The organism is Roseovarius sp. S88 (genome assembly GCF_037023735.1).
GTDB lineage: Bacteria > Pseudomonadota > Alphaproteobacteria > Rhodobacterales > Rhodobacteraceae > Roseovarius > Roseovarius phycicola.
The window spans coordinates 65,879-80,709 of sequence record NZ_CP146070.1; the positions used below are offsets into that span (position 1 = coordinate 65,879).

General features: G+C 57.6%; 14 protein-coding genes. 3 read left to right on the plus strand and 11 right to left on the minus strand.

Translation table 11 applies throughout. The features are described 5' to 3' along the window. Window positions 1-35 precede the first annotated feature (35 nt). From RZ517_RS18160 to RZ517_RS18430, 4 genes are all read right to left on the minus strand, one after another. Complete coding sequence (locus tag RZ517_RS18160) at window positions 36-1,187, minus strand: N-6 DNA methylase (RefSeq protein WP_338551225.1); 1,152 nt, start codon at window positions 1,185-1,187, stop codon at window positions 36-38. Then, on the minus strand, window positions 1,184-1,738 hold the full coding sequence (locus tag RZ517_RS18165; RefSeq protein WP_338551226.1) for a hypothetical protein: 555 nt from the start codon (window positions 1,736-1,738) through the stop codon (window positions 1,184-1,186). Before RZ517_RS18165 ends, RZ517_RS18160 begins: the two co-directional genes overlap by 4 nt. Before the next feature lie 10 nt (window positions 1,739-1,748). Next, complete coding sequence (locus tag RZ517_RS18170) at window positions 1,749-2,021, minus strand: hypothetical protein (RefSeq protein WP_338551227.1); 273 nt, start codon at window positions 2,019-2,021, stop codon at window positions 1,749-1,751. Between the two features lie 86 nt (window positions 2,022-2,107). Beyond that, window positions 2,108-2,386 carry a DUF4357 domain-containing protein gene (locus tag RZ517_RS18430; protein ID WP_422395597.1) on the minus strand — a complete coding sequence of 93 codons (279 nt, stop codon included), beginning with the start codon at window positions 2,384-2,386 and terminating at the stop codon, window positions 2,108-2,110. 1,023 nt (window positions 2,387-3,409) lie between these two features. On the opposite strand from RZ517_RS18430, the gene RZ517_RS18180 reads away from it, so the two are divergent. From RZ517_RS18180 to RZ517_RS18190, 3 genes are all read left to right on the plus strand, one after another. Beyond that, window positions 3,410-4,993, plus strand: coding sequence for a hypothetical protein (locus tag RZ517_RS18180; RefSeq protein ID WP_338551229.1), 1,584 nt, complete (start codon window positions 3,410-3,412; stop codon window positions 4,991-4,993). Continuing rightward, window positions 4,990-7,473 carry a hypothetical protein gene (locus tag RZ517_RS18185; RefSeq protein ID WP_338551230.1) on the plus strand — a complete coding sequence of 828 codons (2,484 nt, stop codon included), beginning with the start codon at window positions 4,990-4,992 and terminating at the stop codon, window positions 7,471-7,473. Before RZ517_RS18180 ends, RZ517_RS18185 begins: the two co-directional genes overlap by 4 nt. 400 nt (window positions 7,474-7,873) lie before the next feature. After that, on the plus strand, window positions 7,874-8,932 hold the full coding sequence (locus RZ517_RS18190) for a hypothetical protein (RefSeq protein WP_338551231.1): 1,059 nt from the start codon (window positions 7,874-7,876) through the stop codon (window positions 8,930-8,932). A gap of 486 nt (window positions 8,933-9,418) precedes the next feature. Here RZ517_RS18190 and RZ517_RS18195 read toward each other — a convergent pair whose 3' ends face one another. From RZ517_RS18195 to RZ517_RS18225, 7 genes are all read right to left on the minus strand, one after another. After that, window positions 9,419-10,495, minus strand: coding sequence for a type IV secretion system protein (locus RZ517_RS18195; protein ID WP_338551232.1), 1,077 nt, complete (start codon window positions 10,493-10,495; stop codon window positions 9,419-9,421). Window positions 10,496-10,507: 12 nt separating this feature from the next. After that, window positions 10,508-10,777, minus strand: a complete 270-nt coding sequence (locus tag RZ517_RS18200) for a hypothetical protein (RefSeq protein ID WP_422395591.1) — start codon at window positions 10,775-10,777, stop codon at window positions 10,508-10,510. 140 nt (window positions 10,778-10,917) lie between these two features. Then, a complete protein-coding gene (locus RZ517_RS18205; RefSeq protein WP_102884497.1) occupies window positions 10,918-11,112 on the minus strand; it encodes a DUF4177 domain-containing protein in 195 nt (64 codons plus the stop codon). After that, entirely contained in the window at window positions 11,109-12,095 is a 987-nt protein-coding gene (locus RZ517_RS18210) for an ATPase, T2SS/T4P/T4SS family (protein ID WP_338551234.1), read from the minus strand. The genes RZ517_RS18205 and RZ517_RS18210 overlap by 4 nt, the downstream gene beginning before the upstream one ends. Window positions 12,096-12,099: 4 nt before the next feature. Next, window positions 12,100-13,479 (minus strand): TrbI/VirB10 family protein, encoded by a 1,380-nt coding sequence (locus RZ517_RS18215; RefSeq protein WP_338551235.1) that lies wholly within the window; start codon window positions 13,477-13,479, stop codon window positions 12,100-12,102. After that, window positions 13,476-14,147: a TrbG/VirB9 family P-type conjugative transfer protein gene (locus tag RZ517_RS18220; RefSeq protein WP_422395592.1), complete on the minus strand. Its 672-nt coding sequence runs from the start codon at window positions 14,145-14,147 to the stop codon at window positions 13,476-13,478. Before RZ517_RS18220 ends, RZ517_RS18215 begins: the two co-directional genes overlap by 4 nt. A 26-nt stretch (window positions 14,148-14,173) precedes the next feature. Next, window positions 14,174-14,827 carry a virB8 family protein gene (locus RZ517_RS18225; RefSeq protein ID WP_338551237.1) on the minus strand — a complete coding sequence of 218 codons (654 nt, stop codon included), beginning with the start codon at window positions 14,825-14,827 and terminating at the stop codon, window positions 14,174-14,176. Between the last annotated feature and the right edge of the window lie 4 nt (window positions 14,828-14,831).

A 14,831-nucleotide genomic window follows, 5' to 3' on the forward strand; every position in this document is an offset into this window, starting at 1 on the left:
AATGAATTGAATTGGTCAGGGTTGAAAGCGGGAGGTCAGGGCATGTCTCGGTTCAACTCTCTGCTCGGCCAGGAGCTTGTTCGCTCGGCTTCAATCTCGGCCAAGATTGCCTCGATCTGAGCATGCCGCTCTTGCCTCTGCTTGAATGTGAGTTCTGCGCGTTCGGCTTCTTCTTCGGAGGGGATTGGAACTCGGAAGGCCTTCAGGTCTTTGATAGCGATGGATTGTATCGCTGAGCCGCCAGCAAGTGTGCGCAGCGCCTCAACAACCGTTGGATTTGCCAGGTATTCATAGAGAACCACACCGGAAACTCCCCCGCGTTTCGGGCGCAGGATCATGAAGGATTGACCTGCCGTCCAAAACCCATCTTCGTCACTTGTCGGCGCATCGGCGGGGACGAGGCTTGCCGTGCCGATCGTACCTTTCACGGACAAGATGACATCGCCAGGAAGCAACCGTTGGTTTCGAGCCTTGCGCATTTGTGCACGTTCTAGCGTTGATATTTTGTGCGGTTGTGTCAGGAGGCCATGCTGGCTCACATCAGCGGGCGATGCCTCGAAGATAGTGAATTCTCCATCTTCTGCTTTGCCCAAACTTAGAGGGCGGATCAGTTCGACCGCATCTTGCAACTCAATCGTGCGCGAGCGCTCTAGGAAGCCTTCAAGTGCGACTGCCGCTGGCGGGAGCAGATACCGGTTGATGCTCAGGATGAAGTCTTTCTCTTTGATCTCCTCGAGTGAGACGTCCTTGGCGAAGGTTTCATCGGTTGCGGTGCTTTCCTCCAAGTAGCGGGCCCAGTTCGTACCGGGCAGTATTTCAGGGCGACCCCTAACTGTCCTTCCAGAGAAGATTGGATGAGAAAGATCGAGCATTCTGACCTTGGAACCATCCATGTTGGAAGAGGTGAGAACCAAAACATCGGTGTCCATCATTGTGTTTGGGAAAATCATGCCGCCAGGAACCGCGAGGACGCCTTTCAAGCGACCGGATGCAACGAGTGCTTCGCGCACTAGGGGCTCAACGCCAACGCCTCGATACATTAGCCCATCTGGCACACAAAGGATGGTTTGGCCGGTCGACTGTGCTAGCGCATCGGCTAAAGCGAGCACATCTTCGGTTAGGCGCTTTTTTCCCTCTTCCGCGTCCAATATCGCAAGTGTGCTTCGCGGAATCTGGTTGGTATTCATGGGCTTGGATCCGAAAGGGGAAAGCCCACTTCTGCCTCAAAAATGGTGGTATCTGTACGTGCGAGTGGATCGGCGAGTTGAACTTGCAATTTGCACTCCAAGAGAACGGCAAGGCTTTGTGCAAAGTCACAAATGTCCTTATTTTGCGATACGAAGAGCACTTCCTTGCCGCGCATTGCCAGTAATAGTGCTGTGTGGAGGGAGGCCTCGAACGAGCAGCGTACGGAACTGGCGCTATCGACAAATTCTGCAAAGCGCTTTGCTGGGGTTTTGGGCAGCCATGGCTCGTAGCGCCCATGCTTAGATGCCATTAATTCGTCAATCGCGGTCAGACGTTCCGTCGGCGAAAGGGCAAGAAGTGCCTTGGTGGCTTCATCAAGAACTCTCCCGCCTGCATGCTCACTCGCGGCGCCCAAATCATTTGGGGAGGTCATCGATTTGTTAGGATCCAAACGAGATGCGCCGTAGAAGGCCAAAATACGGGCTGCATGCTGAATGCCAGGAATCTGGCGCACAGCTGTAAGGGCTTGTCTTTGATTGGGTTTGGTCACTTTCAGCCCCTTATTTTTTTGACGCCGGACGTGCGAAACTGCCCGTGTTGTATGTCGTGATCTGCCAGTCGCCGGCAACGACGACTGTGATCCCGCCTTTGCACTTGGCGCGCTCAAGGAGCTTCAGCGTTTGGCGAAGCTCGGCCGCGACTTCGTCGCAGTCCTTGCGGCGCAACACGATTTTGTCCCCTTCAAAAACGCCATGCTCCAACGCAAGGTCTACCATCTGCTTGTTGATGCCGCGCTGGTTCATTCTGCAATCCATGTGGTTTGTGACTTGCATCGACTTGCTCCTCTTGATGATCAAGAGATACGAGCGCCTGATTTGAAAATCAACCCCTTATTTTATATTTTTGTCACGAGGCCCTTTCAGGTCGAGGCGCTAGCTTCAGCTTGTTGCCAGTCATGGTAGGTCTGCTTCGATCCTTTGACCTTCCACTCTAGGCGTCCGTTGCTGTTGCGATCCAAGACGACAGCAGCAGCGGCTGATGGACTATTGAACGACCAAGGTTTCGTGAATCTGAGTTTTTTTGGTTGCCATCCGCGACTAGAATCCCGTCTGAGATGAGCTTTTCCTTCAAGCTGCCATAGCTTTGTTGGACATAGCCGGTCTCGGTGAGCGCCTCGGACCCTTCCAGTACAACAAATTCACCATCTTCTTCGACAGCGGTCGCTTTGACACCACTCTTGTGGCGGATCTCAAACTGCACTTCACCTGCGGTTCGTTCATCGACTGGCTTCGCTGTCTGTGTCACAGCGCGCGGTTGTGGTTTGAGCATATCCAGACCGATCACGGGCAAGATGATGCGGAGGTTTGATAAGAACTGCTCCATGTTGGCAACGTCAGCCTCGGGCAATCGTCGCCTGCTGGTGTCCGGCTGCGTGCCGTTATCCAACGTGACGCGGCCTGCTTGGGCGGCTTGTTCTATGAGCCGCGCCTCCAGGTATTCCGCGTGCCCTTTGGAAAGGTCATCGTCACTAGTCGTGATGGTGATGGCAGTTTCCCAGAAATCTCTCTTAATCGCGCTTTGCTTGATCCGCTCTGCTACGGAGTTTCCAGAACCAATGTACGTGCGGGTTGCACTGGCTTTTTCGGGATCAGGACCTGAAAGAATGTAGATCCCGGTCCTATCGACCTCTTCACGAGCGGTAAGGTCGCCAAAAGCCGAAGCCCCGCTCACAAAAAGCAAACCTGTCCAACCGTGGATCGTCGCTTTCCGCAGCCCGGTTGGTTTCCCGTCTACAAGGAAAAGTTGAATAGTTCGACCAAAGTAACTCTCGGGCTGCAAAAGTCGCTTCCTCCACAGAGCTGCAATACGTTTTTGCAACCCTCGCATATCGCAATTCATTCAAAATCTGTAGTCACTTACTATCTATATCGAATGAGGAACAGTCGCTTGGGAGGTCGGGGTTCAGGTTCGCGCCCGCGAAGCCTCGATGCCAGTGGTCAACATCCGCCTAGGGAACGAAAGAACTAGGTCTTTAAGTCTGTTTGGTGCTAAAATCAAAGGCTCAACAAACTGAACCGTTTGCCAACAATCAGATATCTCGCCCTGCGTTCTGACTTGAGCGGCACAATAAGATGTCTGTGCTCGGCAAGACCGGTTTGATCTAGGCTTCAAGCTGAATGAGGATGGTTTTCTATCAGCAGGTTGCTAAGAGAAATAGTCAATGAACGATTCAGGAGTTGAACAAATAAACTTTCCCCAGTGGACCGAGTATCAGAACAAGAACGGGCTCGATCCGCTTGGCATGCAAAATAGCAGCGTCAATCTTTATCAGACATTCCTGCCAGGCATCAGCAACGTGACGCTGCGCATGCGCTATTACGGACTGTATGCTTGGCTCAACAGGGCCTACGGGAAGAAAATCGGCGACACGAACCCTGAGGCCTGGAAACGCTATATCCGCCGGACCGAGGCGCTCTACGCCTTGATCTCTTGTCGGCATGGCGGCGAAACCGGTGTCGCCGGAATCGACTGGGCCACGAAGAAACTGAACCACACCACCAGCTATACGATCGAATTCGCGCAGGACGCTGAACCCGGCAGCGAGACGCATTATCTCCAGCAAGCTTGGGGTGCATATGGCGCGGCCTATGGAAGTCAGGTTTCCGAGATCGGCATCCTCACGACCGTAGGACATCCCATTCCGGTGTTGACTGAAGAGATCGGCGAGCCACTTGCGGCTGTATTCGATGAAGCAATGGGACCGCTTGCTAGCCACTTTTTCGAAGTCATCAAGCGCGGCTCTGTAAGCCTGTCCGAACTCGATGAATTTGCCGCGCTCGCACCCTCCGAGATCGATCCGGCAAGCGAGGAACGCGCACGCTATCAGGACATTCTACTCAAAGAGCCCGACAAGGAGGATACGTCAGCGCTATCGAGACGGCTAAGCGTATTGCTGATCCTAAAGGCCGCCGGACTTTTGGCCCGCGAACCCAAGCCCGATGAAATCCGCTGGATTCTGTATTCGGGATACGACAGCGAAGGCCGTACTCTCGATCTGGTATCGCCTGCACTGGAAGCGCAGCGCCAGCGCTGGTGGGTCTATCATGCCAACGATCTTAGCCACATCGCGATGGAGACCCTGCTCAAATTCGCGCTCGATCAGCTGGGTAATTTTCCGGCCGGCATCACCTTGGAGCGCCTTATTGGCCTGTGCGTCGATGAAATCCGTGATGTTGCCGACGCTTGGCCAGAAGACTGGGAAAGCTTCCTCGACGAATTGACCCCCGCCGCCAACGCTTATGCTGCAGACGATCCCGAAGCCGAATGGTCGCTCTCACGCGACATCGTGCGCGGTGCCGGACGTAAAGAAAAATTCTGTCCGCCCGAGCTTGCCTGGAAGGCCGTCAAACTGCTGGCGATCATCCACAAGCGCAGTCAGGAAGGGGACCGCGATATCGCAGCCGAACTCGGGCGTTTCAACCCCGATGCGTTCCGCTCGTTATTGAGCGAGACGCGCTTCCTCAACCGCAACCTGAAGGCACCGTTTGCCGATATCATCGCGAAAATCATTGAGGAACGGGTCATACGCCGCCACATGTGGGTGGCGCTGCGCAAGTTCCGCTATCAGCGGGACTATACCTTCCTAATCGAGATGGATGAGGGACGCATCAGACTGCGCGAAAAGGACGGGCCGGTCTTCACGAACCCGCGCCTTGGTCCCGCGATTACCTTCCTGAAAGACATCCATCTGGTCGGCGGTCAGGGTCTGACAGACCTTGGTGCAGAAGCGGCAGGTGCCGCATGAAGCTTTACGAGCGCTTTGCCGATAAGGGCTATCACACGAGCATCCTGACGACCTTCGGGATCGATTTCGACGCTTACGAAAACATTGTTCTGCCGCGCCTTCGCGGTGCGGGTTGCCGGAACAACATCGTCGTTCCTGACGCGCGGATGCTGACCCACGCCCTCACCGGCGCTTCGACACTGCCGGACCATGCGGGCAAGCTCTACACAGTCACGGGTGCGACCGCCCGTCAGGTGTTCCACCCGAAGCTGTTCCTGCAAATCGGACGCAAGGGCGGTCGCATCATTGTGGGCTCTGCGAACATCACTTCGTCAGGCCTTGCTGGTAATCTCGAACTGGTTGGCACGATCAGCTGCGGTGAAGAGGATTCCGCTGAACAGCGAATGGTCGCAGCGGCATGGCAGTATCTGACACGCTTTGTCGGTCTTGATCAGGAAGCGTTGCGCGGCCAGCAAGACTGGATGCTGGCAAGAGCGCCGTGGCTTCGGCTGGCGGTCGCCTCGACCGAGAAGATGGGCCTCGCCGACCAGACCGAAGCCGCATTTCTGACAACCGGAACCGAGACCGGCATCGGCCAGCGCTTCGCCGATATGATTGACGAACCGGTCATACGGCTGATCGTGGTGAGCCCGTATTGGGACATGGGCCTTGCGGCACTGTCCTATCTGAACGAACGGCTGTCCCCTGAAGAAGTGTCTGTGGTCATCGACCCTGCGGTCGTCCAGTTCCCGAAGGACGCTGCGAGCGCACTACCCAACCTAAAACTCTACCGTCGCAACGGGTTTCAAGAAGGACGCTTCATCCATGCAAAAACCATCATCGCGCAAACACAGAGCGCCGACCACGTTCTGCTCGGCAGCGCCAACTGCACGCTCGCGGCACTTGGTCGCGAGGATTATGTCGGTGAGAACGAAGAGGTCTGTCTCTATCGAAGACTGCCGCCGGATACCATCATCCACGCGCTCGACCTCGCCGGTGTCCTCGATGAGGAACACACGATCGAGCCCGCAGAAATCGACGAACCCGAATTTGATGACGATCTGCCGCTGGAAGAATTGGCAGAACAAGCCCCCGGCGAATTCGAAGTCAGGGTTGATGTGTTGGTCTGGCGACCTGCATCTTCAATCGATCCCGCCGGTTGCACCATCGAGCTGCTCGATCAGAACGGATCGGTGATCCCCTGCACCTTGTCGCCGCTGCACAGTGAGCGCAGCCCGCGATTCCAGATTTCTGAGACAGATGTCCGTCCGTCATTCGCCCGTCTTGTCTTCTCAGACGGCCGCCACTCGGTGCCCGCCATCGTCACGCTCATCGACCGTCTAAGCTCTGCCATTAGGGAAACGCGCTCGCGCAAGACAGAGAATGTCCTTCGCGGTCTCGATGAAGAAACCGAAGCCGGTCTGATGCTGATGGAAGTCCTCGATGTCCTCGAACGGCTCGATCTGGATGCAGACAAGGACCAAGCGCCGATCTCGATTCCGAAGGCAGGTCACGGCAAAGATGACGAGCCAGCGGCACACTATGAAGTGCTCAGCTATGAACAATTTATCGCCGGACGACGTCCGCGCACTGCCGAGGCGAGCCTGACACATAACAGCCTCGCGGGAAGTGAAGCAACGCTGGTGCGGGGGTTCCTGAACCGCATACTCGGCATGGACGGACAGCGCGACGAGATTGACGACGCCGATGATGATGACCTGATGCGCGACGCGTTCAATCTCGGCGATGAAACCGATAACGCGGAAGCCGCGATCGCCGCTGGCGCGGACTTCGGGAAAGAAGAAAAGACGCCGGAAGAGGAAAAGCGTGATGAGGCTGTGCGCAAACGAAAAGCGGCACAGCGCAAAGCAACCAAAGACCAACTCGTCAGCGCGGCACTCAAATTCGGACAGCGTATCAAGGACCGACAGGAATCTGGACAGCTGGACAATCACGACATCCTGCGCTTGCGCGCATTGCTGATGATAATCGCGGCTGCATCGGGGAAGGGGTCGGAAGCCAAAAAGGGCAAACAACCACCGCGATCCTCGTTCCAGGTCCTATCTGCCGAAGGCGACAAGAACAGCTGGCCCTTTGTCATGGGAAGGCTCCTATTCACCGTGTTCGGTGGAAACGATCCAGCCATCCGTCAGCTTTACCTAAGCAACGAGCACGATCAGATACCCGACGATCTCGTCGAGTGCTGGGCGACCTGCTATTGGTGCTTCCAGGTCTGCATGCAGGCCTCGATCTCTGAAATCGAGAAGACACGGATCACCAAGTATCTCGGCCCGATCGCTTCTTATGCCTACACCATGACACTCCCGACAAAAGCCGAACTCCTCGGCGATGATATCATGACCATCATCGGCGGCATGAACTCACGCTATGCCGATAAGCTCGGTATTGAGCCGGCAGCCATCGGGAATGGGCACCGATCGTTTGTCGAAAACCTGTTCACGCTCAATAAAGCGGGGAGCCCGTCAAAATCCTGCATTTGATTCAGATGCTTGGCAGCATGTAGAGCACTTCATCTGACTGGCGAACATACCGCGATTAAACAAATGGCGAGACAGAGCCCAAAGTGCCCTCGCTGTACGGATCCACACCGCACGCGTATTCGTCCGCGTCGCAGCCCAAGCTCCGCCGCCTTGATGCGCGGTTCGCGGCTGATAGAAAATTGGCAAGGGGATTACCGAAATGCGCATTATTGATACACTTTACTGCAATTAGTGTTAGGGCTTTGGTGCTAAATTGACCGGATTTAATCATTACCCTTGGTGCACCTGCGGGTGGTGCGTTGGCGGGGGCAACCGAAAAGGTGGAGGCGCCTCTGCCTCGCCAGTAACAAAGCCGCTTCGGCCGGTCTATTCCGAGTATGAAAAGCACCAAGCGACACAGATGCTGAAAGGCTATGGCGCAACAAGCTACTCTCGCTGCTTCGTTAGTCCCAATGCTTCCTGCCCCGTCTGCGGTCAGCCCGTCTATTTTTATGCCAATGAGCACGGCAGCCGTGTATTCTTTGATGAACTCGGAAAACCTTGGGCGAAGCACCCTTGCACGGACAACGAGCGCCCTGCCTCTGGCTCTGTGCGTACTCGCCCCTCCAGTCGACCAGTTGCCGAGATCAAAGAAATTCTCGCTGCCGAACAAAAGATCGAACAGAGAATACTACCTGTAGGCCGGAAAGCGAGACGAGATGCCTGGAAGCTTGCGGTGGTGGTTGAAGTCCACTTTGCCGACTTCGGGATGGAAGTTCACGTTGAAGACCTTTCTAGCCAAAATCATCAGAAATATCGTTTTTTCATCTACTGTGACCAGCCGCTTTTGGTTGAAGGTGATCTCGTCAGTCGCCGTAGAGAGACGTTCTCATTTCTCCACCCGCAGTCACTTGAAGATACTACCGTTGTCAACGGGGACCGGCTGGTCGACTTCGAAGCGCTGGAAAAGGATATCGACCCTAGCATAATTCCCGGTGATGTTTCAGAGCTTTTGCCATCCGAGAGGAGGCACTTTGGGTCAGGAAGCGGCGGAACTGCCAAAATGTCAGGAACACTACGTTCTGTACTCGAAGATTTCGCCAAGAAGGGGATCGTGGGGTCCAAACTTGTTTCTCACTATTTGAATGAAACAGGCCGTGCGACTGCTGATGGTTCACCTTGGACTCCTCGCCTTGCATTTTTTCTGATTGTCCTGTCTGGCGTCTCCCAAGAAAAACCGGTTAGGCAAAAGAAACGAACCGCAGGTAGCAAACCTCAAAAGGCTCGAAAGCCAAACGCACGCGCCAAGAAGCGCCCACGTTCATCTGTAAACCTGTCTGGCAATTCGGTTTCGCAATCAGCCAAAAAAACCCACAAGCCACGTTCTGAACCCGCTGCTCGGCTCTCCTCCGATGTAGATGAGTGGGCACGTATGCTCTCAAGACTTGGACGGGTTTCCAGAACAGACGACGACAACTAGTGATTTCTCAGAACTACGATTGTCTGCTCAGTTCCAATTCGTCGAGCTCCCAATTTCGCGCCTGCAGCGAATGGTAGCAATGAGGGCTGCGGTCGCAGCATCGAGATGCGGTGGCCTACGGCAGCTAAGGGCCGTTTTAGCGATCATTGGCTTTCCACTAAGTCCGTGATCGACACCCCTAACCCTCCGGCATGCCGTCTGTATCTGGATGATTCGGCAACGGGGGAACCATACACCAATGACTAGGCTCGACCGGTTCGTGGATGAATTGGCCGGGAGCCGTTAGGCGCAGGGCATTGCTGAAGACTTCAATAGCCCAAGTCCCGCCATCATCATCCCAGGAAAGCTTCCCAAAGTGGTCTGCAATGATCTTTCCCGCGAGATCTCGAATTCGAAAGTACCCAACGACTCGGTCTGTGTGCAGTTCCGCTTTGGTTGGCGGACGATCTTCGAACTTGATCCACGACGCTGCAGGTTCTGCCATATTTACCTCCGCCCCAACCTTCCCAACCGGGCCAGCTGTGCCAACATTTGAGACCCGGCCCCCGGTGACCCTGTGCCGCTTGCCTGACCCGTCTGTCCTATCCCTTGCCGCACTGGCATCTGCTGCACACCAAAAAACTGCCGCGTCCTGAGGGCTGCGTATTCCGCGCCACTTGACCCGCCGATCAGATAGCGATTGTAGGCCTGCTGGCTGCCCATTGCGGCGCGGGCAAAGCTGTAGCCGCCGACGAGACCACCGGAGAGGGCGGGCATCATGATGTTGCCGGAGATCGCGCGAACGATGAACGGCGTGGCGATGATGAAGCCCTTGGCCATTAGAACCATCATGAAGAACGGAATGAGCGCGCCGATGTTGGAGGCCCCTTCCGGGTCACCGAGTTCACCAATGAGGGCGGATGATACACCTGTGATTGTTGCGAACACGCCTGCCACGACGATTGGGTAGAGTGCGAACGAAACCAGTGCCGACAGCCAGCGTGCGAAGTAATCTTTAGTCACCTCGAAGAGGGTGAGGAAGATCATCACCGGCGCGATCCCGATTAGAAGTGCGATCATCAGGCGGGATGCCACAAGGATGAAGGCGGCCAGCCCGCCGAGTATCGAGAGCAAGAGGACCCCGACAATGTCGAGCATGGCGCCAGCCATCCAGTTCAGCTCGGACCCGGCGGCGTTGAGATAGTCGCCCAGTTCCGCGATTAGCCGGTCGAATTCTTCGGCGAAAGTACCGGAGGGACCCGGGGTTCCACCACCGACCGAAGCCACGAGCGCACCCGCAATGCTGTCGATGCCCGCCAGGATAGCGGCGGAAAGCGCGTTGAACTGGACCCAGTTGGTAGCGAATATCCCGATGAGCCCGATCTTGACCGCGAGCCAGAAGGCTGTCCGGCCGTCCATCGCCTTGTATTGGTAGATCATGTTCAGGAAGACGAGGATCACCACGAGCGTTGTTCCCAAAACCATAAGCGTGCCGACTGTCGCCGCTACCGATCCGAACTGGGTTTCTGCGGCGGTGTCGAGATAGCCCTGGGAGGTTTCAACGAAGTAGGTGACGACGCTCATAACAGGGCTGCCCTACCAATTACCCGCAGCTTCGCAGATGGCTTTGGCTTTGAAGCGGACGTCGTTGGCGCGCCGATTGTAGGCGTCGGAAGCTTCCAGCATTTCCCAGCGTTCGTCACTGGCGTGGCGCTCACGAAACGCCCCGTCGGCCTCGTCCCAGGACGGGAACTGGATCTCGCAAGCGCAGCTGCCAGTCTCTACGATGCGTTCAAGATTTTGGGCTCGGTAGATGTCCTGGACCAGCAAGCGCTGATAGGCTTGGCGCAGGGGGATCTCCTGCATCCACACGGGTTCAGCGGGCCGGTCTGGACAGACGTCGAAACTGCGCTCGAGGGTCGGCACCAGATTGCGCTCAGCGAAGGCGGGTGCCGACGTTAGGCCCAGGACCAGCACAGTCAGTACGAGGGTACAGCCCGCCTGCCTCATGCCGCGGCTCCGGCGGGTGTGGTTTCCCGCTTCAGGAAGACAGTGTGTCCCACGTTGGCGAATTCCGAGGAGCTGATCGACACTACCTCCCAGCCTTCTGCACCTTTGGCATTCAGGCTGGCCTGCATGTCAGCGAGGCTAGTCTTACGGGTCATGGGGAAACTGAGGATTTCATATTCAAAGGTCTTCATAGGGAAGCTCCGATTTCGGGTGCGCCGGGGAGGTAGAATTCGGTGATGCCACGTTTGCCGTCGTGGCGACCGGCCTGGATGATCACGTCGATGGAGTTCTCGATGTATTGAATCATGTCGGCATAGGTCATCGGGATCTCGGTCTTGAGCGCCGCGATCGCGAGCCGCTGCACGGCCAGTTGCGGGGTTTCGGCATGTAGGGTGGTCATGGACCCGCCATGGCCCGTGTTGATTGCTTCAAGGAAGGTCATGGCCTCCTTGCCGCGCACCTCGCCCAGGATGATCCGGTCGGGGCGCATGCGCAGGGTTGCTGTGAGCAGGACATCGGCTGTCTGGAATTCGGCGTCGCGATTGGCGATGAGGGTGACAGCATTCGGTTGGGTCGGCAGAAGCTCGGCGGCTTCCTCGATGGTGACGATGCGTTCCTCGGATGGCACGTGCGAGAGGATCTTGCGCGCAGCCACGGTCTTGCCAGTGGAGGTGCCACCCGAAACGATCATGTTGAGCTTGTTCTCGACGCAGAAGGCGAGGGCATTGTCGATCACACCAGCGGCCACGACCTCGCGCAGTTCGCGGGTTTTCTCGAGGCGCAGTTCTTCGAGCTTGCGCTCCTTACCATAGAGGAAATCGAGCACGATCCCATCGAGTGGCAGGCTCGAGAAGAACCGCAAGCTTATCGACATGGCAGAGAGCACGGCGGGCGGGGTAATCACCTGAGCTCGGATCGGGCGGCCCTTGTAGGTGATCGAGACCGAGACGATAGGGCGGTCCTTGCTCATCGTGGTATTGGCGGAGGATGCAATCTGGTTGCCGAGGTCGTTCACCTCTGTGGCGGTCAGCTTCTGATCCAGCTTTCTCATGAAGTGATCGCCTTGGAATTCTCCCCAGCAGCTGCCATCGGGGTTGATGCAGATCTCGATGACATCGTCGCGGGCGGCGGCGTCGATCCGATCAAGCGAGGTCTGGAGATAGCTCAGCGACATGGGCTCAGAATATTTCCAGATCGCGGTCGACCATGACGGTGACATGCGCGCCCTGGTCGACATAGATGACGGGGCCGATCGAGAGGTAGTCGCCTATGACGCTGTCCGTGGCATCGGCAAGATCATCGCCCACGTCTTCGAGCACGTCCGCGGAGGTCTCGTCCTGTAGGTTTGCCGCGGCGGCGCTTGGCGCGGCAGAAATCAGCGAAATCAACGCTGCCGAGCCAAAGCGCTCGTCAAAGCGCGTGTCGACAAAACCCGTCACACCGGAACGGCCAAGTTCATCGCCCCCGAATGAACTGATCTGGACGGTCTGATTGTCAGGCAGGATGATCCGGTCCCAGGCGATGGTGACGCGGCGCTGCGCGATATCGACGCCGGAGCGATAGCGTCCGATAAGGCGAGAGCCACGGGGGATCAAAAGGCGCGCGCCATCGACGCTGTAGACATCTTCGGAGACAACGGCACGGGTCTGGCCGGGCAGGGAGCTGTCGAGGGCGGTTTCCATGACGGCCTGGATCATGGTGCCCTGGATGATGGTGTTAGAGGGATTGGCGATCACCTCGGCCTGCGTCACGGACGTCGGCAGCGCGCCGTTCAGCACAAAATCCGTCACTTCCCCAAAGGTCCGCTCGGTCAGCGCGGTTTCATTTGCGCCTGAGGTGCCGCCAAAGGCGATGGTGGGCGAGGTGATGCGGCGTTCCTGAAACGCACGTTCTTCGGCCGCGCGGCGCTCAAGTTCCGCCAATCGCCTTGCTTCTTCCTCGCGGCGCAGTCGCTCTTCTTCTCGCGCGCGCAACTCGTCCTCACTGGGGCCTAAGGGCGCGGGGGCAGGGCGATTGGCTTCGAGTTGGGCAAGTTCGAGGTCCATGCGGAGTTGTTCCAATTCCCGGTCCCGCTCTGTGAGCTCGTCTCGGAACTGCTGCTGCGCGGCTTCCGACGCGGACTGCAGCGCCGCGATCTGCGCTGTCAGCGCATCGATGGCTTCGGCGGCAGCCGAGTCTTCTTCGACCACCGGTTCCGGCGCATTGCGCAATTCCTCGATCTGGGCCTGAAGGGCTGCGAGCTGCGCCAGAAGTTCTGCGTTCGGTTCCACCGGTTCCGGCGCGACCAAAACGACTTCGGGCTCCGGTGGCGGAAGGGTTTCGATGGCGCCGAACCCATCGCCTTCGCTTTGGAACACGTCGGGCGTGGCCGTGGGCAGGGCCTCTTCTTCCTCGGGTTGGGATAGGAGATAGAGCAATGCTCCGCCCGCGCCGATCACGAGGACGACGACCAGTGCGAGCAGCGGCGAGCGCCGTGGGGCCGGGGGTGAGCTCGTGCCTTTGCCCTGCTCGAGGGCGGCGAGGCGTTTTTCGAGGTCTGCGTTTCCGGTATCGCTCATGATCCTATCCCCGCAGGCGGTGTGGCCTCGATGCAGACCACCTCCTCCCCGATCCGCAGCACCCATTGTCGGTTCACCCCGGAGACCCGGATCACGCCGTCCTCGGTCGCTTGACTGTTGACCGTCCGTTCTCGGCCATTCGCGTAGCGGAAGATCGCCGGCACCGGCGCGTTCCGCGGGAAATCGAAATACGTGAAGGTTCCGTCATCCCAGACGCGGGTCGGGGTGAACTCGGTGCGCGCGCTGGCACCGTAATTGTAGTTCGGCGCTTGGGCGGCGATGGCACGCGTCGGACGTGTATTGTCCTCGGGGTAGCGGAACTGGACCACGTAAAAGGTCGGGCTGCGGATCTCCTGGACGTTGAAGTAGTAGCTGCGGCGGTTGGTATAGACGGTCACGTTGGTATGGACACCGCGCGCGACGGGCTTGATCGCGAAGGCCTGCCCGCCCGGGACGCCATCAATCTCGAAGCCCTCCGTGTCGCCGGCGATGATCGAGCGGATGCTTTCTCCCTCGCCGAACTCGACAGTGGTGACATGGGTCAGCGAGACATTAAGACGATAGACCTGGCCCTCCTGGTAGGTGGCCAAGCGCACCCGATTGTCGTTGGGACCGCCGCGCGGGGTGGCTTCGGCGAAGGCGAGGCCGGGCAATAGGGCAATCAGCAATAAGAAAAGTCGAACTGGGAACAAATTCAATTCTCCAATCTGTCGGAGCGGATGGAATATTCGAGGACGGTGAAGCCGAACGGATTGGTCCAGACCTCATCGATGGAGCGGCGGGTCTCGGGACGGAACTCGAAGAGAAGCGTGGCGGTGAAGAGGCCTGTCTGAACGCCATTGATAGACGTCAGGCGCTTGCGCAGACGGACCGTGGCGCGGTTCGTGCCGATGCGGTTGATGCTGAGGATTTCCACGTCGAGCCGAGCATTGGGGCCATAAACTGTCGGCGGGTAGTTCTCATTGGCGCTGTTCCAGATTTGGCGCAACCCGCTCTCCGCAGCACCATCCGAGCGTCGCAAAACGCTACGGATGCGCAGATCGTTGTCGAGCTGGTTGTAGACCTCTCGGTCGGTCACATAGCGGAAGACCTCCGCCTCGATGACAGCCTGGTTGGCTGTGACCGACGTCGCGCCCACTGAGGCCTCGGGCAGGGCAAAACCCGTCTCTGGATCATAGGGCACGACCACAGGCGGCGGATCGACATCGAGGATCGCGACAGCCGCCGCGCTCAGGCATCCGAGAATGCCGAAGATGAGGCCGATGAGCCCAAGACGTTGCCAGAGCCGTTCACGGCGCAGCGCCCCATAGACCAACTCTTCTTCGATGATTTCCTGTTCACTCGCCACGCGT